At 30.0% G+C, this 25,322-nt stretch carries 27 protein-coding genes and 1 pseudogene; 10 read left to right on the forward strand and 18 right to left on the reverse strand.

What is annotated here, in order from left to right:
• Nucleotides 1-2 precede the first annotated feature (2 nt).
• From HMPREF9630_RS06520 to HMPREF9630_RS06545, 6 genes are all read right to left on the reverse strand, one after another.
• On the reverse strand, nucleotides 3-818 hold the full coding sequence (locus HMPREF9630_RS06520; RefSeq protein ID WP_009527719.1) for a rolling circle replication-associated protein: 816 nt from the start codon (nucleotides 816-818) through the stop codon (nucleotides 3-5).
• A gap of 276 nt (nucleotides 819-1,094) precedes the next feature.
• Nucleotides 1,095-1,289: a hypothetical protein gene (locus HMPREF9630_RS06525; protein WP_009527720.1), complete on the reverse strand. Its 195-nt coding sequence runs from the start codon at nucleotides 1,287-1,289 to the stop codon at nucleotides 1,095-1,097.
• Entirely contained in the window at nucleotides 1,286-1,666 is a 381-nt protein-coding gene (locus HMPREF9630_RS06530) for a hypothetical protein (RefSeq protein ID WP_009527721.1), read from the reverse strand. Before HMPREF9630_RS06530 ends, HMPREF9630_RS06525 begins: the two co-directional genes overlap by 4 nt.
• A gap of 99 nt (nucleotides 1,667-1,765) precedes the next feature.
• Entirely contained in the window at nucleotides 1,766-2,050 is a 285-nt protein-coding gene (locus HMPREF9630_RS06535) for a hypothetical protein (protein WP_009527722.1), read from the reverse strand.
• A gap of 108 nt (nucleotides 2,051-2,158) precedes the next feature.
• The gene (locus HMPREF9630_RS06540) at nucleotides 2,159-2,359 is read right to left on the reverse strand and encodes a hypothetical protein (protein ID WP_009527723.1); all 201 of its coding nucleotides are present in this window, start codon (nucleotides 2,357-2,359) and stop codon (nucleotides 2,159-2,161) included.
• A gap of 15 nt (nucleotides 2,360-2,374) precedes the next feature.
• On the reverse strand, nucleotides 2,375-2,557 hold the full coding sequence (locus HMPREF9630_RS06545) for a hypothetical protein (RefSeq protein WP_009527724.1): 183 nt from the start codon (nucleotides 2,555-2,557) through the stop codon (nucleotides 2,375-2,377).
• A gap of 70 nt (nucleotides 2,558-2,627) precedes the next feature.
• Between HMPREF9630_RS06545 and HMPREF9630_RS06550 the strand changes: the two genes are divergently transcribed.
• Nucleotides 2,628-2,903, forward strand: a complete 276-nt coding sequence (locus HMPREF9630_RS06550; RefSeq protein WP_009527725.1) for a hypothetical protein — start codon at nucleotides 2,628-2,630, stop codon at nucleotides 2,901-2,903.
• A 4-nt stretch (nucleotides 2,904-2,907) separates the two neighbouring features.
• On the opposite strand, the gene HMPREF9630_RS06555 is transcribed toward HMPREF9630_RS06550, so the two are convergent.
• The gene (locus HMPREF9630_RS06555; protein ID WP_009527726.1) at nucleotides 2,908-3,207 is read right to left on the reverse strand and encodes a hypothetical protein; all 300 of its coding nucleotides are present in this window, start codon (nucleotides 3,205-3,207) and stop codon (nucleotides 2,908-2,910) included.
• A gap of 110 nt (nucleotides 3,208-3,317) precedes the next feature.
• On the reverse strand, nucleotides 3,318-3,545 hold the full coding sequence (locus tag HMPREF9630_RS06560; RefSeq protein WP_009527727.1) for a hypothetical protein: 228 nt from the start codon (nucleotides 3,543-3,545) through the stop codon (nucleotides 3,318-3,320).
• Between the two features lie 296 nt (nucleotides 3,546-3,841).
• On the opposite strand from HMPREF9630_RS06560, the gene HMPREF9630_RS06565 reads away from it, so the two are divergent.
• Nucleotides 3,842-4,330, forward strand: coding sequence for a helix-turn-helix transcriptional regulator (locus HMPREF9630_RS06565; protein ID WP_009527728.1), 489 nt, complete (start codon nucleotides 3,842-3,844; stop codon nucleotides 4,328-4,330).
• Between the two features lie 239 nt (nucleotides 4,331-4,569).
• Nucleotides 4,570-5,544 carry a BRCT domain-containing protein gene (locus HMPREF9630_RS06570; RefSeq protein WP_009527729.1) on the forward strand — a complete coding sequence of 325 codons (975 nt, stop codon included), beginning with the start codon at nucleotides 4,570-4,572 and terminating at the stop codon, nucleotides 5,542-5,544.
• Nucleotides 5,545-5,620: 76 nt separating this feature from the next.
• Here the strand turns inward: HMPREF9630_RS06570 and HMPREF9630_RS06575 are convergent, their stop codons facing one another.
• Both HMPREF9630_RS06575 and HMPREF9630_RS06580 read right to left on the reverse strand, forming a co-directional pair.
• Complete coding sequence (locus HMPREF9630_RS06575) at nucleotides 5,621-6,691, reverse strand: HigA family addiction module antitoxin (protein WP_009527730.1); 1,071 nt, start codon at nucleotides 6,689-6,691, stop codon at nucleotides 5,621-5,623.
• Entirely contained in the window at nucleotides 6,684-7,037 is a 354-nt protein-coding gene (locus tag HMPREF9630_RS06580; protein WP_009527731.1) for a hypothetical protein, read from the reverse strand. Before HMPREF9630_RS06580 ends, HMPREF9630_RS06575 begins: the two co-directional genes overlap by 8 nt.
• Before the next feature lie 542 nt (nucleotides 7,038-7,579).
• Between HMPREF9630_RS06580 and HMPREF9630_RS10440 the strand changes: the two genes are divergently transcribed.
• Both HMPREF9630_RS10440 and HMPREF9630_RS06590 read left to right on the forward strand, forming a co-directional pair.
• A complete protein-coding gene (locus HMPREF9630_RS10440; protein ID WP_009527732.1) occupies nucleotides 7,580-8,263 on the forward strand; it encodes a hypothetical protein in 684 nt (227 codons plus the stop codon).
• 175 nt (nucleotides 8,264-8,438) lie between these two features.
• Nucleotides 8,439-9,347, forward strand: coding sequence for a LysR family transcriptional regulator (locus HMPREF9630_RS06590; RefSeq protein ID WP_009527733.1), 909 nt, complete (start codon nucleotides 8,439-8,441; stop codon nucleotides 9,345-9,347).
• Nucleotides 9,348-9,420: 73 nt separating this feature from the next.
• Here the strand turns inward: HMPREF9630_RS06590 and serS are convergent, their stop codons facing one another.
• The 8 genes and pseudogenes from serS to HMPREF9630_RS06625 all read right to left on the reverse strand — a co-directional run bounded on the left by serS (nucleotide 9,421) and on the right by HMPREF9630_RS06625 (nucleotide 19,148).
• Nucleotides 9,421-10,692: a serine--tRNA ligase gene (gene serS, locus HMPREF9630_RS06595; protein WP_009527734.1), complete on the reverse strand. Its 1,272-nt coding sequence runs from the start codon at nucleotides 10,690-10,692 to the stop codon at nucleotides 9,421-9,423.
• A 393-nt stretch (nucleotides 10,693-11,085) separates the two neighbouring features.
• Entirely contained in the window at nucleotides 11,086-13,122 is a 2,037-nt protein-coding gene (locus tag HMPREF9630_RS06600) for a sodium-translocating pyrophosphatase (RefSeq protein WP_009527735.1), read from the reverse strand.
• A gap of 166 nt (nucleotides 13,123-13,288) precedes the next feature.
• Nucleotides 13,289-13,516, reverse strand: coding sequence for a preprotein translocase subunit SecG (gene secG / locus HMPREF9630_RS06605; RefSeq protein ID WP_009527736.1), 228 nt, complete (start codon nucleotides 13,514-13,516; stop codon nucleotides 13,289-13,291).
• Between the two features lie 555 nt (nucleotides 13,517-14,071).
• Nucleotides 14,072-14,206, reverse strand: a pseudogene (locus tag HMPREF9630_RS10760) (transposase); the annotation flags it as partial.
• Between the two features lie 431 nt (nucleotides 14,207-14,637).
• Entirely contained in the window at nucleotides 14,638-15,408 is a 771-nt protein-coding gene (locus HMPREF9630_RS06610) for a two-component system regulatory protein YycI (RefSeq protein ID WP_009527737.1), read from the reverse strand.
• Nucleotides 15,389-16,720: a hypothetical protein gene (locus HMPREF9630_RS06615; RefSeq protein WP_009527738.1), complete on the reverse strand. Its 1,332-nt coding sequence runs from the start codon at nucleotides 16,718-16,720 to the stop codon at nucleotides 15,389-15,391. The genes HMPREF9630_RS06610 and HMPREF9630_RS06615 overlap by 20 nt, the downstream gene beginning before the upstream one ends.
• 10 nt (nucleotides 16,721-16,730) lie before the next feature.
• A complete protein-coding gene (locus HMPREF9630_RS06620) occupies nucleotides 16,731-17,201 on the reverse strand; it encodes a hypothetical protein (RefSeq protein ID WP_009527739.1) in 471 nt (156 codons plus the stop codon).
• 138 nt (nucleotides 17,202-17,339) lie between these two features.
• Complete coding sequence (locus tag HMPREF9630_RS06625) at nucleotides 17,340-19,148, reverse strand: ATP-binding protein (protein WP_009527740.1); 1,809 nt, start codon at nucleotides 19,146-19,148, stop codon at nucleotides 17,340-17,342.
• 348 nt (nucleotides 19,149-19,496) lie between these two features.
• Here HMPREF9630_RS06625 and HMPREF9630_RS06630 point away from each other — a divergent pair, with 348 nt between their 5' ends.
• The 5 genes from HMPREF9630_RS06630 to HMPREF9630_RS06650 all read left to right on the forward strand — a co-directional run bounded on the left by HMPREF9630_RS06630 (nucleotide 19,497) and on the right by HMPREF9630_RS06650 (nucleotide 25,303).
• Nucleotides 19,497-20,852, forward strand: a complete 1,356-nt coding sequence (locus tag HMPREF9630_RS06630) for a sensor domain-containing diguanylate cyclase (RefSeq protein ID WP_141567350.1) — start codon at nucleotides 19,497-19,499, stop codon at nucleotides 20,850-20,852.
• 349 nt (nucleotides 20,853-21,201) lie between these two features.
• Complete coding sequence (locus HMPREF9630_RS06635; protein ID WP_009527742.1) at nucleotides 21,202-21,981, forward strand: enhanced serine sensitivity protein SseB C-terminal domain-containing protein; 780 nt, start codon at nucleotides 21,202-21,204, stop codon at nucleotides 21,979-21,981.
• The gene (gene rsmG, locus HMPREF9630_RS06640) at nucleotides 21,981-22,694 is read left to right on the forward strand and encodes a 16S rRNA (guanine(527)-N(7))-methyltransferase RsmG (protein WP_009527743.1); all 714 of its coding nucleotides are present in this window, start codon (nucleotides 21,981-21,983) and stop codon (nucleotides 22,692-22,694) included. Before HMPREF9630_RS06635 ends, rsmG begins: the two co-directional genes overlap by 1 nt.
• A 341-nt stretch (nucleotides 22,695-23,035) precedes the next feature.
• Nucleotides 23,036-23,551: a GNAT family N-acetyltransferase gene (locus HMPREF9630_RS06645; protein WP_009525504.1), complete on the forward strand. Its 516-nt coding sequence runs from the start codon at nucleotides 23,036-23,038 to the stop codon at nucleotides 23,549-23,551.
• Between the two features lie 198 nt (nucleotides 23,552-23,749).
• The gene (locus HMPREF9630_RS06650) at nucleotides 23,750-25,303 is read left to right on the forward strand and encodes an ABC-F family ATP-binding cassette domain-containing protein (RefSeq protein WP_009527744.1); all 1,554 of its coding nucleotides are present in this window, start codon (nucleotides 23,750-23,752) and stop codon (nucleotides 25,301-25,303) included.
• Nucleotides 25,304-25,322: the final 19 nt, after the last annotated feature.

The raw sequence follows: 25,322 nt of genomic DNA on the forward strand, positions 1-25,322 counted from the left end.
TTTTATTCCTTCCTTCTTAATTTTATATATATACTCCAACCTGTATATTCGTTATATCTTGCCTCATAGCCTCCTATCTTATCTTTTATAGTCCAGCCTTTGTATTGATTTTCCCAATATGCTACATCAATAGGTTGTTTTGCTATCTGTTCTATTTTCCTAAATGTATATTTAAAGTCGTTTGTTCTGCATACGGGCTGTTTTAGATTTTTTGAGCATGTCCAACGTTTTTTCCCTCTGCTGTCTTTTACTAGATATTTTGATATTGCGGTAAGACCGCTTGCATAATCTTCTTGTAATCTTACTGCGTTTACCAATCCTATTTTCTTTTCTTTTTCTCCTTTCTTTTTTCTATGTCTCCATAGCTCCTCGACTACATCTCTATCTAGTCCGCTATTTATTATCATGTGATGATGTACTCGTATGTTTTCTTCGTCTCCCTCTTGTTCGCTTTTATGCTCCACTACTGATATATATTTCAGCTCGTCTAGCCCTTGTTTTTTTCTTGCTCTTTTTAATCTTCTTACATAGTTTTGTATATTCTTTTCTGCTTCTTCTATTGTTTTGGGTAATGTGCTATTTGTATATGTCAATGTGATATATAAATCATCTGCTTTAAAGTTAGCATGTACTTTTTGTGTAAAATATCTTTTTGCGTTTTTATCATTCAAATTTTTTTGCTTTGGCTCTGATACTTTTACTTTCTTACTTCGTTTCGCTCCTTTGTCGCGACTTTCACCGTTAAGTGCGTATATATCCACTTCCATATAATCATTAGAACAATATATTTTCTTTTCTCTTATATAATTCTTACGCATAATTTTATTACCTCTATTTTTTTATATATTTTTAATATAGATATTTTTATAGTTTATGATTAACGGTTAAAAAGATAATACCTATAATACAAGCCCAAAAATGTATTATTTTTCTCGATTTTTAGCCTTTTTTACTTGCTTTTTATATAAAAAAATGATATAATAAATTATCTATATTTCATTAGATTTTTGTATGGGCAACAAAATCTATTTTAAAAAAGAGGATTTTTATAACTCCTCTTTTTTAATTGTTTTTTATACATAATTTATTATTTTTCATTTTTCGTTCTTTTCTATTTTTTTTATATCTGCTATTGATATGCTATTGTTGTTTTTATCTAGTAGCTCTGCTGTTACTCTCCACTTGTTACCTCTGTATCTGTATATCAGAGCTTGTACGGTGTATGTTATGTCTGTATATCTTACTTGCTCTTTGTTTATGATTGCTTTTTTTACTTCTTCTGTTGTCATTTCTTCGCCTTGCTTTCTTCTATCTCTTGCTTTAGCCTTATATTTTCTTCTCTTAGCTCTTGTAGTTCTTTGTATACGTCTTTGCTTCTTTTTTCTAGTATGAATATCTTGATTTGTTCGTCTATCAATATTGAATATTCTATATAATGTTCTGTATTTTCTTTTTGTATATGCTCTCCCCATATTCTTGCTATCTGCTCTATTGTTGATAAAGCTGTTGATAAACTGGTGTGTATGTGTATTTCTGCTCTTGTTGCTTTTTTAAATTTATCTATTCGTGCTCCTAATACTTCTATCTCTGTTATACTTATTTCTTCTATTTTTTCTATTACTTCTTGCATTTTTATAAGTAGCTCTTGGCAATTATTGAGTTTCATAGTATATTCCTTTCTTTTTTATGATATAAGATTGATAAATCCTCTTTTTAGTGCTATCTTTATTTTGAATAGTCTAAACAATCGCATTGTTATCCCTCCTTACATCTGATATATTGGCATTTGAAGTATTTTACTTGCTTCTATCTCTTCTATAGTCATTTTCTTTACTCCGATTACTTCATCTATATTTTTCTTAAATATTTGTATCTGCTCTTCAGTCGCTTTTATTATTGTTCTATATTCCAATCCCTTGTGGTACATATATACTAAATATGTTTCCTTGTCGTCTTCTATAATAAACTTTGTGTCTTTTTCATCTTTTCTATGATCTTCAAAAAACTTAAACCATGCTCCTATATATGTTGACTCTTTCTTCTTTCCCATTTCATCATCTCCTTTGTATTAAAGATAATTAATGTATCTGCTATATATCTTATCTATGCTTATTATTACTTCTTTTATATCCATTATTAAAACCTCCATACTATCTATTTAGCTTCTTAGTCTTTGTAGTGTTTCTTCTATTTCTTTGTCTATTGTCTGCTCTATGAATTTGCCTAACAGGTTATTTATCATATAGCTTTTTTTATATTGCTCCTCTTCTGTTAGTTTTCTTGTGTTTACTATTTTTTTACTTTTGGTTTCTAACGTGTTCCTATCTATTCGTATTTGTAGTATATTTACTTCGTCCATATACTCCCTCCGCTTCTATGCTCTCTTTGATTGTAGCCTTGCGAATTGCATTCCTTTTACTAGATATAGTAAATTTTGTCTTTCTTCTCCTGTCATTTTGTTTATTGCTTCTTCTAGTCTTACTTTGCTTAAATCTTCTGCCAATCCTTTTATCTCTTCTTTTTCTTGCTCTTGTATCTGCTCTTTGTTTTTTATCATTTCTTTTCAGCTCCTTTATATGTTATAATTAGTATTATTTATATTTGTTAAAAATTTGGGGGTATCTATAATGCATAAAATTAATCGTCCTGATAATCTTTCTAATGGTGCATGGCATATATTAGAAACTTTTTGTAATCAATATAACGAAAATGAAAGTAAATATTTGGAAATACCTAATGCTTTTGACTATACACGCTCTGAACTAGAAACATATATGCAAGAATTGCACGATAGCGGTTATGTTATGTGGCAAAATTGCGGTGCTTCTAATGAATATCTATATTTGACTTTCAAGGGATATTGTATTGCGAGAAATGATAACCCCGATAGATATATTAAATAGTTTTTTATTTTACTAAATAATTAAATATATTTTCTAATGTTGCAGGTGGTGCGTTCTCTTTTAATTTATCTATAATTATTTGAGTTTTATCATCTGCTTTAATATTTTTTATGCTTTCTATATGATTTTTTATGTCAATATTTACATATATGGATATAATGCTCCTTTTATCTTTTCTGTTTATTGTTTCTATTATTGTTACTCTTTCTTGTTTTTTCTGCTCTGCTTCTTCAAATATCTTTGCTAACTCTTGCTTTATTTCTTCTTCTTTGCTCGTATTTGTTGCTATTTGAATAATATACATTTCTTTTCAACTCCTTTTTGCTTTTAGTTTTATTCTTATAGTGTTATAATACATGTAGTTAGTATTTTTATAATTTATTAAAAATTTTTTAGTATCTATAATGCGTAAAATTAATCGTCCTCATAATCTTCTTCATCATTATTCATTTTTTTTGCCTTTTCATACTCGCTTATTTTAAGCAATGTAGCAACACTTGACGCTTTGTCATATATATTCATATAGTCGCATAAAAGATTAGCGTCATTTTGTACTTTTTCAGTCTTTACCTTGTCCCTTACAGCATCAGCTATAAGCTCAAATTCTTTTTGTGACAATCCTACATTTACATTAAACTCCATTTTCATACCTCCACAAATTCTATTTTTATAACTCTTCTTGTCATATTATTCTTTTTGTATCTGCTATGCTATTGTCTCCATATATCAGCTCCTTTTTGTTGTAAACTAAATTTTTATATTTGGTTTTATAAGACCATTTTTTATCACTTTATTGTCCTTATGTGAACATTATATATTTAATTTTTGTACTTGTCAAGCCGCAAATACAAATTTTAATATTTTTTTGTATTGACTAATCCATTTAATGTATATATACTAGTTATATGAATAAAATATAATATGATTGGAGGTGTGATATGGAACCTTTTGAAAGAGTAAAGCAGGTAAGAAAATATTTTAGTCTATCACAAGACGCATTTGGAGAAAAATTAGGGGTTAGTAGGTCGGTTATAAAAAATATAGAGTTAAATTTATTAGCAAAACCCGACCAAAAATTATCGCTATTAAAATTAATATGTTCAACTTTTGGTGTGTCAGAGGAATGGCTAATCGACGGCAACGGCGATATGTTCGTCGAAACAGCAGGAGACTATATAGATAAGTTGGCTTTGGAATATAGTCTTGATGAGTTGGATTTGCAGATAATACAAACTTTTCTTGAGCTGGAAAAGGACGATAGAGCAGTCATCAAAAAATACCTGCATAGGCTTGCAACAGCTACGCAAGAAAAAGAAATTGACAAGGAATTGGAAGAAATAAGAAAAGAATTAGAGCTAGAAAAAAAAGCAAAGGAAAAATACGAGGATTTAGGCTCTATCAACTTAGGAAATCAAAAAAACGCATAAATTTTTTACATTTATGCGTTTTTCTTGCCTTTCGCATTATTAATTATATATTGAGTTGACATTTTACATAAAAAAGCATATTTTAGTTTCATTTTTATTTTGAAACTAGGGTATGTTTTTTGTCTTGTTTGGTCAACTAAAAATATTTTTTATAAAATTTATCTATATTTCTTGATATTTTTTCACATTGCATTTATAATCTTGCTAAAGTAAAATTAATTTTAGAGGGAGGTTTGTACATGCTTGAAATCGATTTATCTTTAGACGGTTTTAGAAAAACGAATTCTAAAAAAATACCTAAAACAATTAGGGAAAATAAGGGTATATCTTTAATTGATTTGCCAAGAGATTATATTGTTGTGGATATAGAGACTACGGGGCTTGATTGTAAATACAATGAGATAATCGAAATAGGAGCTTTAAAGGTAAGGGATAATAAAGTAGTAGATACATATAACACGCTTGTAAAACCTAAGTATGAAATTGATAGTTTTATTGAAGAGTTTACAGGTATTACGAATGAAATGGTGGCTAATTCCCCAGATATAAAAACTGTACTTCCTGCATTTACTAATTTTATATCAAACGAATTATTGTTAGGATATAATGTAAACTTTGATATTAACTTTTTATATGATAATTATAAAAATTGCTATAATGAATATATTACAAATAATTATGTTGATGTATTAAGGTTATGTAGAAAAATATATCCAGATTTATTTAATCATAGATTAAAAAGGGTGGCTAAATTCTTGAATATAGATTTAACTAATCATCATAGAGCTATTAGGGATTGTGAGATAACAAAAGGTATATATGATAGTGTTAGACAGCATATAGCAGATAATAATATAGATTTGAAAGAGCTATTTAAAAATAAATGGTCTGTGGATTTAAGAGAATTAAAGACGGAAAAAACAGAATTTGACGAGGATAATTTCTTTTTTAATAAATATGTTTGTTTTACCGGGAAACTTGAAAAAATGGTGCGTGCTGACGCTGGACAAATTGTTGTTGATTTGGGCGGTCGTTGTGAAAATAGTGTTACTAAGAATACTAATTTTCTTATTTTAGGAAATAATGATTATTGCTCTACTATTAAGGACGGAAAAAGCACTAAGCAGAAAAAGGCGGAAAAGCTGATACTAGAGGGGCAAGACTTAGAAATTATTAGTGAGAATACATTTTATGATATATTGAATTTTGAATAGATAGTAAATTGTTATAGTTTTCATGAAAAAAGAGAGCTTAGGCTCTCTTGATGTTGTAGGAATGTTTGATATTGTCCTATACTTCATATTTAATTTTTAGATTATTTAAATACCCATATTGTATATATTTTTCTTTTTGTAATCTTCCTAGTAATATTCCTGCTTGTATGCCATTATCTTTGGAAAATTCTAATATTGCCTTTTGTGTAAAATCTTGTTTTATTACAAATGCTTTGAAGTTATTTTGGTCTATTAGTCTATCTCTTGCAAATTCATCGGCTTTTTGTTCGTATTCGTCTTTATGGTCATTAGTGATACTTATTTTAAAATCTCCGTTTACTATATGTCCTAATTCGTGAAATAGGGAAAACCAAAAAATATCTGAATATTTGTTCCTATCTGTTAGGAGTAGCATAATTTTATCTTTGTTTATTTTTGTTACTGCTCCATTAATTCCTGAATTTTTGAGATGTGGGAGTAATACTAGAGCTATCCCACATTCGCTCAATAGTGCTAATAGTTTTTTATAGAAATGTTCCGGCTCTTCTAAATTTATCATTCGTATTTTATCTAATGATGATATCAATTTCTTTTTGTTGAATTTAGATACTTCTATATCTTTGGCTTTTTCTTTGGCTATTTGTAGTAGTATATTTGAGTTTATTATATTTTTATCTTCAAATTTACCTGACGGATTTCTAAAATTAACAACTAGGTTTTCCTCTTTTAAAACTGTCAAGCTTCCAATTTTTAGTTTTTCTCTTATTGTTTTTATCTTATATGTTGTGTCTTTGCTTTTTTCTATTTTAAAGAGTTTTATAAAATAGGAATAATCTATGTCTTTCAATATTTCTTCTTCTTTTTTTAGTTCTTCTATCTGCTCTATCTCTAATACTTTTTTATCATATTCTTTTTGTAAATTTAACCATAGGTCTATACCGGTACCTGTCATATTAGATATTTTATTTGCTACATCAATTGACATATTTTGATTACCGTTTGTAATTTCGCTAATAGTTTTAGCTTTAATTTTAATTCTTCTTGCGAATTCTTCTTGTGTCATATCTAAACTATCTATCAACTCGTCCAAATAATAACCTGGATGAAATGCAATCAGATCTTCATATTTTTTTATTACTCTACTCATAGTGATTGCTCACCTCCACAATTAAAATTATTTTTACAGAATTAGTTACTTTATCTATATCACAAGGTTTAAATCTCTCACCATTTTTATCTAATGGCTCTAATATTAGTCTATATCCGCTTTTTCTTCCACCTATATCTATTGCAAATTCGCCCTCTCTTTTTCCACTTAAATTATGGAAATGATAGGGTGGATATGATATAATATCTTTAAGATTTGAGGAACTTTGAATAAAATTTATTGTTGCCATTAGTTTTATTGCTATATCTTTGTTGAGTTTTTTTGTTGCTTCTTTAAGATTGGTGCATAGTTTTTCGGTTTTGGCATCTTTGTAAATAATATCCATAACTTACCTCTGTAATATATTATTACCCTTTGGGTAATTAATTATATATCTTTTATTAAAAAAATTCAATAAATTTATATAATTTTTTAAAAATTTTTATATATTTTCTTATGCTGTTATATATCTACTAAATTTAAAAAGTGTGTGTACAACTTGGTACGGTTTGGGTGCACCATTTTTATTTTATACTTAAACTATTCGATGGAGTTTACGGCCTCTCGGGTGCACCATTTTTATTTTATACTAACATATATTTAATTAATCAGATATATCTATGTAAGTTATTTATTTTAAATATACTTAATTCACTCAGCTAATAAATTCTTAAATACAGGAAAATCCATTATTCTATTAACTTTTAGTATTAAAACTATTCGATAAAATTTACATCCTTATGGATGCACTGAAATGAAAAAGGGGTTGTTGCAAAAACTATAAAACTATAGCAACAGCCTTTTTTTGTATATTTTTTTCCCACTAAGATTTTGCTTACTACATTATTACTTTTTAAATACTACATATAGAATAAAGGCGGTACATATATGTATAAAGTCTATAAGCAGGTAAAAACATTTTTAGAAAACCCGGAGACATTAGAGGAGTTTTGGTACTCTAAAGAGACAGTTTGGATTGACTGGAGAGAATATGACGAGGACATCATCAGGTATTTTAATGAAATGATGGAAGAAAAGTTGGAAATTCGATTAATTAACAATAATCAGCCTTATGGCAATGATATTTTGCTTATAAAAGGACAGGAACAATCTCAAATTCCTTACGAAGAAGAAATGGATAGAGATACTAGGATAAAATATCTGAACGATTTTATTAAGCCCAAATATGAAATCAGATGGTTTATAGAGAGCCTTGGCAATGATACACTATGCTTTGTATTGCTGAAATCTGATGAATGGGAAATACTCGAAGAAGAATTCGGAAAAGAGAAACTAAACCACTATTTTACTCCGATTGACTTTGAAAGAAAAATGTTCGACCTGAATGTAGACGAAGTATATTCTTTATTGGACCTTAGGAGTAAAAATGAAAATCTTGACTTCTCCATACTTGCTGACTGGATGAAAATACTAACAAAAGAAAAAGAATTAAAATTTCAGAAAAATAATGGCGAGATTGATTTTAAAAATTACTTAAAATCAATAAATATGATAAAAAAACTAAAATCTGATTTCATAAATAAACATAAAGAGCTTAGATTTTTAATTTGATAGTTGAAAAACCTATATCAGCTTTTAAATATTTTTTAAGTTTTTACTTTCAATAATATGAAAAATATCATGCTTTTGTTTATATTTTAGTATTTGGGGCAATATTTTAATAAAACCAAATTAATTCGAGATTATGTTTTTTCAAATCTCCAATATGATAAATCAGGAGGATTGCATGACTCTACAACAATTGAAATATGTGATTACCATAGCCAAATATAATTCTATGAATAAAGCTGCAAAGGAGCTGTTCGTCTCTCAGCCTAATATGTCCGAAACCGTGAAAGCTCTTGAAGAGGAGCTTGGCATAAAGATATTCAACAGAAGCAACAGGGGTATAATCGTTACTCCTGAGGGAGAAGAGTTTTTGTCATATGCAAGACAGGTTATAGATCAGTATTCTTTGCTTGAGCTTAGATATGTTGACAAAAAATTCAAAAAAAAATTCAGTGTATCAATGCAACACTATACTTTTGCTGTAAAGGCATTTGTAGAGCTTGTCAAACACTATGATATGGAAGACTATGAATTTGCAGTAAGAGAAACAAAAACGTATGAAGTTATAGAGGATGTAAGCATAGGCAGAAGTGAGATAGGCGTTATATTTATGAATGACTTCAACAAGGATATATTAAGTAAAATACTCGTTCAAAACAAACTTGTTTTCAACAGATTATTTGATTGCAAAATATACGCTTATGTATGGAATAAACATCCATTAGCAAGTAAAACTATCATAAAAATGGAAGATTTGCAAGATTTTCCTTGCCTTGTATTCGATCAGGGAAAAAACAGCTCATTTTACTTATCGGAAGAAGTTCTCAGCACATACAATTATAAAAGGAAAGTAATGGCAAATGATAGAGCCACTCTTTTAAATTTGATGATAGGTATATACGGCTTTACTTTATGTAGCGGTATAATTTGTGAAGATTTCAATGGAAACCAATATACAGCAGTACCTATAGATGTAGATGATAATATGAGTATAGGCTATATCTCAAGAAAAGGAATGCCTTTATCAGATTTGGGCAAGAAATATGTTCAAGAATTGGCAAAATTTAAAAAAGATGTTATAAAATAATGCTAAATGTATAAAAAATATACTTCCTAAAAATATTTTAAGAAGTATATTTTTTTATTTAATTCGTCAAAAACTATTGAATTTTATTGACTCCCATATATCTAACCAACATTTGTGGTACTGTTACGCTACCATCAGCATTTTGATAATTTTCCAATATAGCTGCAACTGTTCTTCCTACAGCCAAACCTGAGCCGTTTAAAGTATGAACATATTCAGGTTTTGAGCTCTTATCTCTCTTGAATTTTATATTTGCTCTTCTTGCTTGAAAATCTTCAAAGTTTGAGCAAGATGATATTTCAACATATTTGTTGTAGCTCGGCATCCACACTTCTATATCGTATTTAAACGCTGCTGTAAATCCTAAATCTCCTGAGCATATTTTAACTACTCTATATGGAATTTGAAGTAATCTTAATATTTCTTCTGCATCGCTTGTAAGCTTTTCCAACTCTTGATAAGAGTCTTCCGGTTTTGTGAATTTTACAAGCTCAACTTTGTTGAACTGATGTTGTCTTATAAGACCTCTCGTATCTCTACCTGCTGAACCTGCTTCAGCTCTGAAACAAGGAGTATATGCACAGTATTTGATTGTAAGATCGTCTGCTGACAATATTTCATCTCTGTGAATGTTAGTTACAGGCACTTCTGCTGTAGGTACCAAGAAATACTCTAAACCTTGTAACTTGAACATATCTTCCTCAAATTTAGGTAGCTGTCCTGTTCCTGTAAAGCTGTTTCTGTTTGCCATAAATGGTGGCATAACTTCTGTATATCCATGTTTTTCTGTATGTGTATCCAAGAAAAATGCTATTAAAGATCTCTCTAATCTCGCTCCTAAACCTTTATATAATGTAAATCTCGCTCCTGTTATCTTTCCCGCTCTTTCGAAGTCCAATATATCAAGGTTTGTACCTATATCCCAGTGAGCCTTAGGTTCAAATGCAAAGCTTGGCGGCGCCATAAATTTCCTCACTTCTACATTATCTTCATCTGTATCTCCTACAGGTACGTCTTTATTCGGAACATTAGGTATGTTGAGCATTTTTACATATAATTCATCTTCTACAGATTTAACTTGCTCATCTAATTGTTTTATCTTCTCTGATAAGGTTTTAAGCTCATTCATAAGCTCATCTACATTTTTACCTTCTTTTTTATACTGAGGTATTTGTTTTGATTTTGTGTTTTGCTCATTTTTCAATTGCTCTACTTCTTGGATAAGCTCTATTCTTCTATCGTCTAATCCTATTACTTCATCTAATGAAAAATCTCTTTCTCCTCTTTTTTCCATCAGCTTTAATATTTCTTCTTTGTCTTTTTTTATTCTTTTTATATCTAACATTTCACAGTTTGTATGATGAGCTCATACTCTCCTTTCTTTATATAAATAATTGTATTCATCAATGCTCATTATAAAAATATGTAAACTCTATCTGTATTAGAAACATATTTGCATTTAAACTTTTCGTGCATATGTTTTTATTCGGTAATTATAAGGAAAATTGCTTATGCTATAATTATTACCGCTGATTTCTATATAATACACCTTTAACCGTTAAATTGCAATAGAAAATGTATAATTATACTCTATTTTTATATTATAAAAATACCACAGCAAAGCATAACTTCACTATGGTATTTTAAAATTAATAAATAGTCTTAGATATATTATTTTAGCCTAAAAAATGAATTCATTTTACTAAAATATTTTTATTGTAAATATTTCAATCCAAGATTACATCATTTTCATTATCATTCCGCCATATTGTAAGAATATAGGCGCAAATACCAATGATACTATTGTCATCAATTTTATCAATATGTTTATTGAAGGACCTGATGTATCTTTGAAAGGATCCCCTACTGTATCTCCAACTACTGCAGCTTTATGTGCATCTGAGCCTTTTCCGCCATGAGCGCCTGATTCTATATATTTTTTAGCATTATCCCAAGCACCGCCTGAGTTTGACATCATTATAGCCATCAAAACACCACTTACAAGTGCACCTGACAACATTCCTCCAAGTGCCTCAGTTCCAAGCAACAATCCTATTACTAACGGTGAAACAACTGCTATTACTCCAGGCAATACCATTTGTTTTAATGCAGCTGAAGTTGATATTTCAACGCATCTTGCATAATCAGGTTTTTGAGTACCTGCCATTATTCCAGGATTGTTTCTGAATTGTGAACGAACTTCTTCTATCATCTCAAACGCAGCTTTTCCTACTGATTCCATTGTAAGCGCTGAGAATAAGAATGGTAACATACCACCTATCAACATACCTGCGATTACTGCCGGTTGTGTAAGCGATATAACTTCCAATTTTGTAGCTGCTGTATATGAAGCAAATAATGATAATGCTGTAAGTGCTGCTGAACCTATTGCAAAGCCTTTACCCATAGCTGCTGTAGTGTTACCTACTGAATCCAACTTGTCTGTTATTGCTCTTACTTCTTTAGGTAGTTCGCACATCTCTGCTATACCACCGGCATTATCTGCTATCGGTCCGTATGCGTCAACTGCAACTGTCATACCTGTAGTTGCAAGCATACCTACAGATGCAAGTGCTATTCCGTAAAGTCCTGCTACCATATATGTTATAAGAATAGATATTGCTATTAAAAGAAGTGGCCACATTGTTGACATCATACCCACAGCAAGACCTGATATTATTGTAGTTGCAGGTCCTGTTTCTGATTCGTGTGCAATTTTTTTAACACTTGCATATGAATCAGATGTATATACCTCTGTTAATTGTCCTATTATTGTTCCTACTACTATACCTATAACTACTGCTATAAATCCTGTATTGTTTCCTAATAATGAACTTGATAAGAAATATGCAGCTATTATAGTTACTACACCACTTACATAAGTTCCGTTTTTAAGTGCTTTACTTGGATCGTCAACTTTTGCTGATTTTACTATCATTGAGCCTACTATTGATGCTACAACACCTGCTGCTGATATTAATAGAGGGAAATATACCCCGTTCATACCATATAACTCTCCTGATGGAGATGTAGCTATTACACCAAGTGCTATTGCTGATATTATTGAGCCTACATATGATTCAAAAAGGTCTGCTCCCATACCTGCAACGTCCCCAACGTTATCTCCAACGTTGTCAGCTATAACAGCCGGGTTTCTCGGATCATCTTCAGGTATTCCTGCTTCTACTTTACCTACAAGGTCTGCACCAACGTCAGCAGCTTTTGTATATATACCACCGCCAACACGACCAAACAACGCCAATGAAGACGCTCCAAGTCCGAATCCTGTAAGTATTTCTGCTGTTTCAGAAGGATTTTTGCCTGTTGTAACTATCGCTAAAAATAATGCACTTACTCCAAGCATTCCAAGTCCTACAACGCACATTCCCATAACAGCTCCGCCTGAGAATGCCACTGATAAAGCACCTGACATTCCATGTTCTCTTGCAGCGTTTGCAGTTCTAACATTAGCTTTTGTAGCAACTTTCATACCGAAAAATCCCGCAAGTGTAGAGAAAGATGCTCCTACCAAAAAGCATAGACCTGTTAAAATATTAATTCCGAATGATAATATTGCAAATAATACCACTATAAAGATTACAAGAGTCTTGTATTCTCTAATCAAAAATGCCATAGCTCCTTCGTGTATGAAAGATGATATTTCTTTCATTCTCTCATTTCCTACGCTTACCTTGTCAATAGAGCTTGATAGATATAAAGCAAAGACAAGAGCTATAAGTCCTGATGCTATAGCGATAACCAATAAATTGCTCATCAAAACACTCCTTAAAAAATTAAATTTTAATAATCCGGCACTCAGTCAAACAAACTTAAAGCCGAAAATACATAAGTACACTCCTGCTTTAGAGCAGGACAACTCAAGCGAAAATTAAAATCTCAAAATAAGACTATTTTTATTTTCGCTTTATAAACAACAATATTTAATGCACCGCTGTAAGCGCCAATGATATAATTATAAACAGTACAGCCATAACAGAAGTCACTTTTTTATAAAAATCATCAAGCCCTTTAGCCTTATTACCGGAAAGATTGTCAGACATACCTGAAACCGCTCCTGAAAAACCTGCATCTCTACCTGATTGCAACATTATGCTGAATATTAAAACCAAACTTATAATAAGTTCTATTACCATTAAAGCAGTCTTCAATAATTTCACCCCCTGCTAAAAATCATAAGACATTCATATCTTATTCAACTGTAAAATACATCGATATTGTTTAAATTTCAAATTATAAATCCTCATTAATATTAAAATAAATTGAGTTACAAATCCAAAAGCTATCAAATACCGTAAGAATAAAATCAGATGAATAAAATATGCCTAAAAACAGCACTCTTAATTTTATCATAAACGAATAGATTTTACAAACAAATTTTTAAATTAATTTTTTCTGCTAAATTAATAAAGTCGTAACAAAAAAGCCTCATACTAAACTTCCACTAAATAACTACACAAAAGGAATATAAAAAGATATAATTGTATGTGGTGATGAAAATGGGAAAAACATATGAAATAAAACAAGAAGAATTAAAAGAACTACAAGAAGCAAGAAAAAATACAAAAGATAAAAGAGAAGAAAAAAGAATTTACGCCGTTTAACTAAGAACGCAAAGGCTGAAATTAAATGAAATAGCAGAAAAGTTAGATGTAGTAAGAGTAACAATTTCTAAGTGGACAGCTACTTAGCAGTCAATACTTTATACACAATTTCCTCAATATTATTCCTATCTCTCTTCTTTTTTCTCCATAGAATACTTTTCTTCTATATTTTGGTGCAAATACTATATGATATTTAAAAGTTTACTTTGTATGTGATAAACTCTTATTGTCATTCATTTTAATGACCTCCCTTTGATTTTATTTTGTTATTTTCTCAAAGTAACTCTATTTTAATCAAAGGGAGTTTTTTGTCCACTCATAGGCATAGCCTTTTTTGAACTCCCCCGCATAGCGGGGGGTTTTCTTTACACAATAAAAAATGCTTGCAAAAAAACAAGCATTTTTAGCACATAATCCATGATATGTTTATATTAATATTCGTTTGATTAACGGATAGATTTATATAGGTTATTTACCTTAAATATACTTAATTTACTTAGCTGACAAATTCTTAAAAACAATAATATCTATTATTCAATAAAATTTTAGTATTATATATTATTGTAAATCAGCTTAAGATTTTTATTTTTTTGCAGCCTATAATTATATCAACAAGCTGTTTTATTCTTCTTTTGTCATAATTGTATTGTAGCGTAACAATTTTTAAATTAGTTTTTTACAGCCTCCGTATACAAAAAATTTCCGTCTTTTAGCTTTATTCTCCAAAACGGTATCAGCCTTATCTGCCTTGTATCTATATCCTGCCAGTCCTGAGGTCTTGAATATCCTATTTCTATATCTTGTATTTCATCTCCGACCTTCATCTGTGATATTACCTTTGATATAGCTTCCGCATTTGAAATTATTTCTATCGGCTTACCGACTTTATTTATATTTTTTGTTTTCACTATGCTTATATCTACATCACCATCTCCTGAAAATATAAATTTTATATATCCCTGCTCAATAAACATATTATCATATAATTCTTCATAATAAAGCATAGCCATCTTATCTTCTTTATAGGTTTCTTTCAGCTTATATTTTTTTTCATCAAAATTTTCTTTAATAAATTTTTCACAATACTCCATCATACTCTCATAATCATTAGAGGATATATCAGATTTCAAATTTAACTCAATATACACATCGTCTATAATTTTGAGCATATTTATATACTTCGATGTTAATTTTTTTGTATTTTTATCTTTTATTGTGGAGTATTGTAACTCTATAGGTGACATCTTCCTTGTCTGTATATTCAAGCTGACATCATAAGTTATATTTTTGCTTGAAAGCAGTTTGGATAGATTGATGAGGCTTTTTTTATCAAAATTATCATTGACATAATATTTGTTGAAATATATGCTTATCAGAAGAACAATATTGGTAATTACAAAAGCTATTATAAGATATGTCTTAGATTTTGACCATTCCATAATTCATTAAATCTCCTGTGAATGCGTTTATAATAAATATATATTCTCCTATGCTGTATCTCCAAGACGCTTGAAGGTTATCATCAGTATTCATAGCATAAATAAGCCTTATATCTTGTATTTTTGCTATAACCTGTTCAACATCTTGTATGCCCATAATCTCCTGTATATCTTCTATTTGTACATTAAGGGCTTTTGCAGGCTCCATTATTATCTTTTCATCACCTGTATATTCACCCGGATACCTTAAATACAGCTTTGCAGCTATAACCGTATCTCCACTTACTTCTATATAGCCATCCGATACATCATCTTGCATAAATACTTCTATATCATCTTTTTGCTGTCTTATATCGAATTTATATATAGTTCCTGTATTTCTATCCATTTTTTCAACCGAAGATATCACTATATTTTTATGGTTCATACCTATCAAATTTAAAAACTCAAACATGGCATATGTTGATATTTTCAGGTCTGCCTGAATATTTTCCATTCCCTCTTTTTTATACTCTATAAAGCCTTGACTTGTTATTCTAAGTATTTCTTGACCATTATTATAACTGTAAAAATAATCTCCGTTTTTTTGTATCAAAGATGATGTAAAATCAAACCTGTCTTTAAGTATATGTTCAGCTATATCAGCTATTTTTACTTCGTCTAATATATTTTTTGTACATGCAACCTTCATCTGTATATCAAAAGTAAGAGGCAATAATATATTTTCGTTGTCATTGATGTTTTCAAACTTAGGATAATATCTCGTATAATTTTTTGATGATAGCTGTTTTACACTTTCAAAAGTATTTTTATTTTTGCCTTTCAATTCATAAAAATCTTCTGTTGTTTTGATGTACACATACTGTGAATCCTGTAAAAAACAGATTTCCTTTATATAGCCTATATCAGATATTGACGTTCCTTTTAAATTTATTATTTTCTCTATATAATCAGCCGGTATTGCGTCAAATAACAGCACTATATTGGGAAGTTTTTTCGCATTTGTATAGTCGCTTTCCTTTATATTTTTAAGAGAATTTTTCTGTGAGAGCGCATTTATCAGTCTTATTTTCGCCTCTGAATAATAAATATTTTTATCCCTTAATATCTGTGTCATATAATATTGGTTGATTCTTATTATTATATTGGACGGAGTTATATTCTCGTTTTCAACCTCATATGACACGCCGGCTTTTGATTCCGTATATGCGTTATGTCCTATTAAATTATATCTTATTATAACAAGTGCCATGGAACTTAAAAAAAGTATCCACAGCACCAAAGTTTTGATCATTTCGACGTTCTTTTTCATAATAATTCCTTTAATTTACCGAATCTTTATATTCAAGTTGTCTTATGATTTTATTTAATTCCATATTCTTGTTATAGTTTACCGTTTTGTTAATATTATATTTCTTTCCACCTCTTGTAACCGTTATTGCTATAAAGTTTTCGCCCTCTTTTAATTCTATTTCTTGTGCAAAAACTTTCAAAGCATCTACATTTACAACATATGAGTTGTTCAGTTTTTTGATTACCGATTCTTTTTCTTTATCTTTAGGTAGTGTCCTTTTTACAGAATATACTTCTATATCTATTTTATCTTTCTCTACTCCAATGCCTGTCAATACTATGTTCTCACTCGGTACAATAGCAGCTTCTTCTTTTGGATTTGTTATTTCAAAATCAGTTAATTTTGCATTTTTTTTATCTTCTCCGTTAGAAGCATAAGCAAATGTAGGAAGAATAAATGTCAATAAAAGCACTAAAAAAAGCAATTTCTTTTTCAACATATCTCCTCCTTTTCAAAATATTATCTATAAAAATTCTTAATTTATTATAACATCTATTCAGTATAAAATATATTTCTTTTTCTTTACAATTAATTTTTTTATTTTTTGTACAATTATTTAAACTTATTCACTTTTTATTCACAGGTTATCCACAGGTATTCTCACTATAAATTCGCTACCTTTTCCTTGTACTGATTTTACTTTAATTTCACCTTTATGCTCAGCAATTATACTACAGCATATGGATAGTCCAAGCCCAGTTCCTCCAAGGCTTCTCGACCTACCCTTGTCAACTCTGTAGAATCTGTCAAATATGAATGGAAGGTCTTTTTGCGGAATGCCTATACCATTATCTTTTACGCTTATTTCACAATAGTTATCAACAAGCAATGTGGATAAGTGTATAACTCCAAATTCTTGCGTATATTTTATCGCATTGGATATTAGATTTATTATAACTTGTTCCAATTTACTCTTATCTACTGTTGCAATAACAGATTTGCCGGAGGTTTCATCTATTATCTGCTGATTTTTTTTATCTGCATGGAGCTTCATTTTATTTATGCAATCTTTTACTATTGCATTTATATCTGTTTTTGTCATATCCCAGCTTTCTTTTTTGTAATCTATATGAGATAATTGGAGTAAATCTTTTATTATCTTATTCATTCTGTCAGATTCATTTTTTATTACATTCAAGAATTCATAAGCGGTATCTTTGTCATCAAGCGCTCCATCCAACAATGTTTCCGAATAGCTTTTAATTGAAGTTATCGGAGTTTTAAGTTCATGAGAAACATTTGCAACAAACTCACGCCTCAATTCTTCAAGCCTTCTTGCTTCTGTTATATCCTGAAAAACTACTATTATCCCTGCCAATGCTCCGTTTTCTTCTTTAAATACTGCTGATTGGGCTTTATAATACTTGTCTTTCACCACAAAGACTATATCTTGTATATTATTGTTGCTGTAATTTCTTATAAGTTTAGAAAAATTCAAATCATTTGTACATAATTTTATAACTTCATCATAATTTTGCCCCACAAGAGGCTTATATGTTCCGCTTAAGCCTATCATATCTTCAAAATTGGCATTACAATGTATTATTTTGCCAAAATTATCTATGGCAACAAGTCCGTTTTGCATATGGTATATTATTGCATTGAGCTTACTTTTTTCTGATGAAAGTGCCTTTATCTTTTCTTCCAAATTATGCGAAAGATAGTTGAATGTGTTGCCAAGCTGACCGATTTCATCATCTGATGTAACTTTAACTTTTTTGGAAAAATCTCCTCTTGATAATATTAAAGCAGACTGTGTCAATTTTTTTATAGGCACTGTTATTGAATTTGAAACAAAATATCCAAGCACTATGGTTATTAAAAGCGCTACCAATGTGGCTCTTATTATTATATTGGTTACATTTGAGAGCATATTGTCTACATCATCGAGGCTTCTTCTTTCATAAAGGATATACCTTATATTTCCGTCTTTATCTTTGTTTACAAATGCCATATGTTTTATGCTGTACATATTGTTTGTATGCTTTACTTGTATATCTTTTTCTACAACATTTTCAGATATTGTACTTAATATAACATTTCTATCTAATACATCCAAGGCATTTTGGGAATCATAAGTTGAATTTGTAGATGCCAATATTTCAAAAAAATTAGGCTCTATTATTGATATTTCATATACTTTTGATATGGGTATATCTGTTATACTTCTTTGCAATTCTTCTTTATGATCCATAAAATCATCTTGTGTAAGTATAGTCATATTTTCGATGATATTTTTGTTTATGTTTACCATATCTCGCCTTACATTATCCATGTTATAGCGCTCAAACTCTTTGTTTATAAAGACTCCCACTATAACCATAGCTATGAATACGAGCATGAAATATATCACTATCATCCTATATTTTAGGCTGCTTTTCAACATCTCACCTCTTTTTAATTTAATACGGTCTTAACTTTTCATCTTCTATACCGATTATAACACTATACTATAATTTTAGATAAAAATCGACATAAATTTTTATTACAGTTTTTATTCAATAAATTTTCTTTTAACATTTAACTTGCAAATTTTTTTTATCATAATTAAGCAAAAATATATTGAAAAAATTGGCATTTCATTCTATAATTTTAAGGTATCCATTATTCTTTACATATTGAAAATTTGGATTTAATACTATTAAAAATCTGCTAAATCGCCGATATATATCAAAGTATATATTCTACATGCTTTATTCAATATTTTTATATTTACTTTTAGACTATGTTCGCAATGAGATATAAATATATAAAGAAAGGAGAGATTGTCATAGATACTTATCTTAACTTTGATAATGAGCTTGAGATATATAAAGACACCTTTAATCTGACAGACCAGTTTATAGCGATATTGGACAATCAAATGTCAATAAAAGTAGCCAACAAAGCTATGCTTGATCTCATACATGATGAAGCTGTAAATATCTATGATACTCCTTATTGGGAACTTCCATTGTGGTCGCATAGTATAGAGCTTCAAAACAGAATTATGTTTTCTATTGAATCTATATATTTGGGCGAAGAGGTAAAATTTGAAGCTACTTACCCTGATATAAATGATAATATAAAAAATGTTGAAGTTACTATAAAACCTGTATATTCCGATGATGGCGATATAATAGCCCTTGTAGCTATGGGATATGACACTACAAGTGCAAAAGAAGCCGAGAAAAAGTTTTATACAACTCAGAAACAATTGGCTACATTTTTTGAAATGGGTGTTGACGGTTTTTTAATAAGCAATCTGGAAAAACCTGTAAATATTTCTACTTTAGACCCTGATGAGTCTTTTATCATTGCATATAACGAAGAAACTATTGTAAATTATAATTCCGCTGTAAATGATATACTTGAGCTGAATGCAGAAAATTTATGTTTAGGCTCTTTATTTAAAAAAGCTGATGTTGATTTTGACACTATAAAAAAACATTGGTTTTCTATGATTAAAAACGGATATGTACGTTTTATGATAAAATTTCAGTCCAAAAGGCGTCACACTAAATATGTGGAATTTACAATGGTTCCCGTAATAGAGCAAAATATGTATTCAGGTTCTTATTCCACTATAAAAGACATAACCCTTGATAAACAAAATGAAGAACGTCTATTTTTAATGGCAAATTTCGATTATTTAACAGGTGTATGTAACAGACGTTATTTCATCGATTCTGTTAATGATGTATTAAAAAACAATACAAATCCTATGTGCATGGTAATGTTTGATATAGACCACTTCAAGTCTGTAAACGACAACTATGGACACGATACAGGAGATATAGTTCTTCGCACCGTATCAAACACTATAAACACATCAATCTCATCTGACGGTTTGTTTGCAAGAATGGGCGGAGAAGAGTTCGCCGCAATAATATACAAAGATATGGACGAAACTATAAAAATCATTGAAAATGTATTGTCTGATATTAGAAAATTAAATATAAACGTTGACAATTCTATTTTAAAGACGAGTATAAGCGCAGGTATAACAAAAATTAAACCAGGAGAATCATTCGACCACTTTTTAAAAAGAGCCGACTCTGCATTATACGAGGCAAAGAGAAACGGTAGAGATAGATATTCTATACAATAGATAGATGTCTATCTCTTTTTATTTCAGGCAATACCTCTATCTAATTGAATTTAGAGATTTTATAATTTGTAAAAGTGCTTATACTAAATATTACCCCAAATAGATACCATGTTCAAATCCCTTAAAGTTATATACTTTTGAGCATATCTTTTTTGAAAGACATTATATCTTATTTTTCCCTTTTGCACTTTTATTTTATAGAAGTTTAGTATTAGCATTAAATATTATATCAGTATAAATCATAAAAAATAAAATTTGCTTTTTTTTAATATTTTATGTAAAATATAATGTATAGCAGTTTTGTATTTATACAATGTCTATACTTTAAGAAAGGATAACCTTAACAATTATGATACGAAAAAAAGATTTAAGCGACAGTTTTTCTAATGAAGCTTTAGAATACGCTATAAAAAATGTGGTTGCAGAAAACTCACAAGACAACCAAAATACATTGATAAATGAATTGTTAAACACATATTTATACACTCTTATTGATATACCAAAAGAAGCTGAAGATAAAGTGCAAGGTTTTACACTATTGCAAAAAATAGAAAACAAAGAAACATTTCTGCCTGTTTTTACAAATATGCAGGAGATGAAATCCGCAAAGGAAAAATATGACTTTGAAGAGGTATTGCTAGACTTTGATGAAATTAGCGGAGTAATATTAGATAAAACCACTGTATTCAAAGGTTTCATAATAAATGGAGACTCAGACAATATAATAATAACAGACGAATTAATAAACTATATCCTTGAAAATCGCTCAAAAGCTCAAAGCGATGGCACTGTAAATATAGAAGAAGGAGAAACTGTCGAAATATCATCATTAGAAGGAGATTTATATCCAAAAGATATGATAGATGCACTTGTAAATCACTTCAAGTCACAAAAAAATATAAACAGTGCATATATAAGATTTTTAAGCCATAACGGAGATAACAGCTATTTGTTAATCACCGATTTTACAGGCGACAAAGATACAACATTTGCCAAAATATCAGAAATCGCAAGGCCGTTTCTGACAGATATGTTCCTTGATCAACTTGAATACAGTACAAAATTCGGCAAAGAAGCTACAAAAGATATTGCACCTTTTTATAAAAAGAAAATATTAGGTATATTTTAATGAAAAAAGAAAATTTCTTTGAAGCACTTGATATTATGAATATATCTCACAACGATGACATTTATGAAAAATTCGAGATATACACAGACTATATGCTCGAATACAACAAAAATATAAATCTCACCGCAATAACTGACAAACAAGATATTTATATCAAGCACTACTTGGACAGTATAAGTATACTCGGATATTTTGATATACAGCCCAATTCCAAATCAATAGATATAGGAACAGGCGCCGGTTTTCCATCAATACCTGTAAAGCTGTTGAGAGAAGATATAGATATGACATTGGTCGACTCTCTCAACAAAAGAATAATATTTTTGCAAAATTTAATCGAAAAATTGAATTTAAAAAATATTACTCCAATACATTCAAGAGCGGAAGAACTTGCACATAAAAAAGAATTCAGACAGAGTTACGATATATGTATGTCGAGAGCTGTTGCAAATATGTCCACTCTTGCAGAATACTGTACTCCATTTCTAAAAAAAGGCGGTCATCTGCTATGTCTTAAAGGGCAAAATGTAGACGATGAGCTAAAAAACTGCCAAAATGCTATGAAAAAACTGAAATGTAAGATAATCGATAAAAAAGAAGTACAGCTACCTTTCAGTGATTTGCATCACAATATTGTAGTAGTTGAAAAATTAGGCGATACACCCGATATATATCCGAGAAAGTCAGGAACTCCTTCAAAAAATCCATTATAGCAACAGGTTTTGACATAATAAACTCATATAATTAATTTTAAGTATAAATAAATACTGATAACAATGGCTATTGCAAACACATAATTTTGTTAATAATAGCCATTTTTTATATTTATCCTTAAAAGCATGTTAAACTATATTGTTTATAAATATTTTACTTTCATATAACAATCCATTGAATCAAAGTTTATGGTGATTATACTAAACACCTGCTAAATAACCACTTAAAAACGGTTAATTATAGAATTTCATTATTCTTATAAAAAATCATCAATTATTTTTTAAATGATGAGTATTGCTAAACTATAAATATAAGATAACTATATAAAGGACGAATATATATGCATATACAATTAATAAAACCCAATGAACAATATAAGAACAAAATTTTAGACTATAAAGCCGAATTTGTAGCAAATAACGAAGTCTTACATGGCAGTGCAGGTCTTGATAAAATTGACAATTTTGAAGAATGGTATAGATTAATACTTCAAAACTCAAGCGAAGATACTGTTAAAAAAGGTTTGGTGCCTGCAAGCACATTTATCGCAGTAGATGAAAATGATGAAATAGTCGGTATGATAGACATAAGGCACAGATTAAATGATTTTCTGTTCAAGCAAGGCGGTCATATAGGGTACAGCGTCAGAAAATCTCAAAGACGAAAAGGCTACGCAACAAAAATGCTGTCTATGGCGCTTGATGTTTGTAAAAGCTTAGGAATAGAAAAATGCCTTATAACTTGCGACAAAAGTAATATCGCCTCTGCAAGAACTATAATGAAAAGCGGAGGTTTATTGGAAAACGAAATAATTGACGGCGAAGAAATAATTAGCCGCTATTGGATAAGTTTATAAACTTTAATATTTGATTCTATACTAAATTTAAACAGATGAATAGAAAAATAGCTTTGTGCAAATTCAATAATATATAACTCTATTTATAAATTGTTTAGTCATAAATCATATATTGTTATCTTTGAAATTATTAGCACCTTTCAAAAAATAATCAGTCATATTAAACATTAATAAATTATAAAATTAAGGAGAGAAGATTTGAGCATTTTAAATGTAGAACATCTTAGTCATGGATTTGGCGACAGAGCCATTTTTGACGATGTTTCATTCAGATTGTTAAAAGGCGAACACATAGGACTTATCGGGGCAAATGGCGAAGGAAAGTCCACATTTATGAATATAATAACAGGCAAATTGGAGCCTGACGCAGGAAAAGTGGAATGGTCAAAAAGGGTAAGAGTAGGATATTTAGACCAGCACAGCGTTTTAGAACCTACAGACACGATTAGAGATGCCCTAAAAAAAGCATTTTCATACTTATTCGATTTGGAGCAAGAGATGAACGAATACTATATGAAAATGGGAGATGCAAGCGAAGATGAAGTAACTGCTATGCTTGAAGAAGTAGGCACAATACAAGATATACTCGAGCACAACGATTTTTATATAATAGACAGCAAAGTTGAAGAAGCTGCAAGAGGACTTGGTTTGGCTGATATAGGTCTCGACAGAAAAGTAGATGAATTAAGCGGAGGGCAAAGAACAAAAGTTCTGCTCACAAAACTTCTTTTAGAAAAACCGGACATCCTGCTTTTAGACGAGCCTACAAACTATCTTGACGCTGAGCATATAGCATGGCTTAAAAGATATCTGACTGAATATGAAAATGCGTTTATACTCATTTCACATGACATCCCGTTTTTAACTGAAGTAATAAATCTGATATATAATATGGAAAACTTAAAATTGGACAGATATTCTTGTAGTTATGATGAATTTTTAAAAATAAGAGAGGCAAGAAAACAACAAATAGAAGCCGCTTATAAAAGACAACAACAGGAAATTGCCGATTTAAAAGATTTTGTCGCAAGAAATAAGGCAAGAATTTCCACGAGAAATATGGCTATGTCAAGGCAAAAAAAATTGGATAAAATGGAAATCATAGAGCTTGAACAAGAAAAGCCGAAACCGGAATTTAACTTCAAAACTGCAAGAACATCCGGCAGGATGATTTTTGAAACAAATAATCTTGTAATAGGCTATACCTCCCCACTTTCAAAGCCGATAGAATTCAGATTGGAAAGAAATCAAAAAATAGCCATAACCGGTGCAAACGGACTTGGAAAAACCACTCTAATAAAAAGCTTGCTCGGAATTATAAAACCTATAAGCGGTTTTGTGACTAAAGGCGAATTTTTAGAAGTAGGATATTTTGAACAGGAAATAAAAGATGCCAATCACAACACTTGCATAGAAGAAGTATGGCAAGATTTTCCATCACTTGACCAAAGAGATATAAGAGCTATGCTCGCAAAATGCGGTCTTACAACAAAACATATAGAAAGTAAAGTCATGGTGTTAAGCGGTGGAGAGCAAGCAAAAGTAAGATTGTGCAAACTTATGAACAAACCTACAAATGTACTGATACTCGATGAGCCTACAAACCACTTGGATATATATGCCAAAGATGAATTAAAGCGTGCATTAAAAGAATACAAAGGCACTGTACTTCTTATATGCCATGAGCCTGAATTTTATGAAGATTTCGTGGACCATATTATAGATTGCAAGCAGTGGTCTAATAAAATATAATGCAAAAACCGTTAAACCC

This window comes from Peptoanaerobacter stomatis (assembly GCF_000238095.2).
Classification (GTDB): Bacteria; Bacillota; Clostridia; order Peptostreptococcales; family Filifactoraceae; genus Peptoanaerobacter; species Peptoanaerobacter stomatis_A.

Coding starts and splice junctions, on each gene's coding strand:
- HMPREF9630_RS06520 (WP_009527719.1), bottom strand. CDS start 818: ATGCGTAAGAATTATATAAGAGAAAAGAAAATATATTGTTCTAATGAT.
- HMPREF9630_RS06525 (WP_009527720.1), bottom strand. CDS start 1,289: ATGACAACAGAAGAAGTAAAAAAAGCAATCATAAACAAAGAGCAAGTA.
- HMPREF9630_RS06530 (WP_009527721.1), bottom strand. CDS start 1,666: ATGAAACTCAATAATTGCCAAGAGCTACTTATAAAAATGCAAGAAGTA.
- HMPREF9630_RS06535 (WP_009527722.1), bottom strand. CDS start 2,050: ATGGGAAAGAAGAAAGAGTCAACATATATAGGAGCATGGTTTAAGTTT.
- HMPREF9630_RS06540 (WP_009527723.1), bottom strand. CDS start 2,359: ATGGACGAAGTAAATATACTACAAATACGAATAGATAGGAACACGTTA.
- HMPREF9630_RS06545 (WP_009527724.1), bottom strand. CDS start 2,557: ATGATAAAAAACAAAGAGCAGATACAAGAGCAAGAAAAAGAAGAGATA.
- HMPREF9630_RS06550 (WP_009527725.1), top strand. CDS start 2,628: ATGCATAAAATTAATCGTCCTGATAATCTTTCTAATGGTGCATGGCAT.
- HMPREF9630_RS06555 (WP_009527726.1), bottom strand. CDS start 3,207: ATGTATATTATTCAAATAGCAACAAATACGAGCAAAGAAGAAGAAATA.
- HMPREF9630_RS06560 (WP_009527727.1), bottom strand. CDS start 3,545: ATGGAGTTTAATGTAAATGTAGGATTGTCACAAAAAGAATTTGAGCTT.
- HMPREF9630_RS06565 (WP_009527728.1), top strand. CDS start 3,842: ATGGAACCTTTTGAAAGAGTAAAGCAGGTAAGAAAATATTTTAGTCTA.
- HMPREF9630_RS06570 (WP_009527729.1), top strand. CDS start 4,570: ATGCTTGAAATCGATTTATCTTTAGACGGTTTTAGAAAAACGAATTCT.
- HMPREF9630_RS06575 (WP_009527730.1), bottom strand. CDS start 6,691: ATGAGTAGAGTAATAAAAAAATATGAAGATCTGATTGCATTTCATCCA.
- HMPREF9630_RS06580 (WP_009527731.1), bottom strand. CDS start 7,037: ATGGATATTATTTACAAAGATGCCAAAACCGAAAAACTATGCACCAAT.
- HMPREF9630_RS10440 (WP_009527732.1), top strand. CDS start 7,580: ATGTATAAAGTCTATAAGCAGGTAAAAACATTTTTAGAAAACCCGGAG.
- HMPREF9630_RS06590 (WP_009527733.1), top strand. CDS start 8,439: ATGACTCTACAACAATTGAAATATGTGATTACCATAGCCAAATATAAT.
- serS (WP_009527734.1), bottom strand. CDS start 10,692: ATGTTAGATATAAAAAGAATAAAAAAAGACAAAGAAGAAATATTAAAG.
- HMPREF9630_RS06600 (WP_009527735.1), bottom strand. CDS start 13,122: ATGAGCAATTTATTGGTTATCGCTATAGCATCAGGACTTATAGCTCTT.
- HMPREF9630_RS06610 (WP_009527737.1), bottom strand. CDS start 15,408: ATGGAATGGTCAAAATCTAAGACATATCTTATAATAGCTTTTGTAATT.
- HMPREF9630_RS06615 (WP_009527738.1), bottom strand. CDS start 16,720: ATGAAAAAGAACGTCGAAATGATCAAAACTTTGGTGCTGTGGATACTT.
- HMPREF9630_RS06620 (WP_009527739.1), bottom strand. CDS start 17,201: ATGTTGAAAAAGAAATTGCTTTTTTTAGTGCTTTTATTGACATTTATT.
- HMPREF9630_RS06625 (WP_009527740.1), bottom strand. CDS start 19,148: ATGTTGAAAAGCAGCCTAAAATATAGGATGATAGTGATATATTTCATG.
- HMPREF9630_RS06630 (WP_141567350.1), top strand. CDS start 19,497: ATGAGATATAAATATATAAAGAAAGGAGAGATTGTCATAGATACTTAT.
- HMPREF9630_RS06635 (WP_009527742.1), top strand. CDS start 21,202: ATGATACGAAAAAAAGATTTAAGCGACAGTTTTTCTAATGAAGCTTTA.
- rsmG (WP_009527743.1), top strand. CDS start 21,981: ATGAAAAAAGAAAATTTCTTTGAAGCACTTGATATTATGAATATATCT.
- HMPREF9630_RS06645 (WP_009525504.1), top strand. CDS start 23,036: ATGCATATACAATTAATAAAACCCAATGAACAATATAAGAACAAAATT.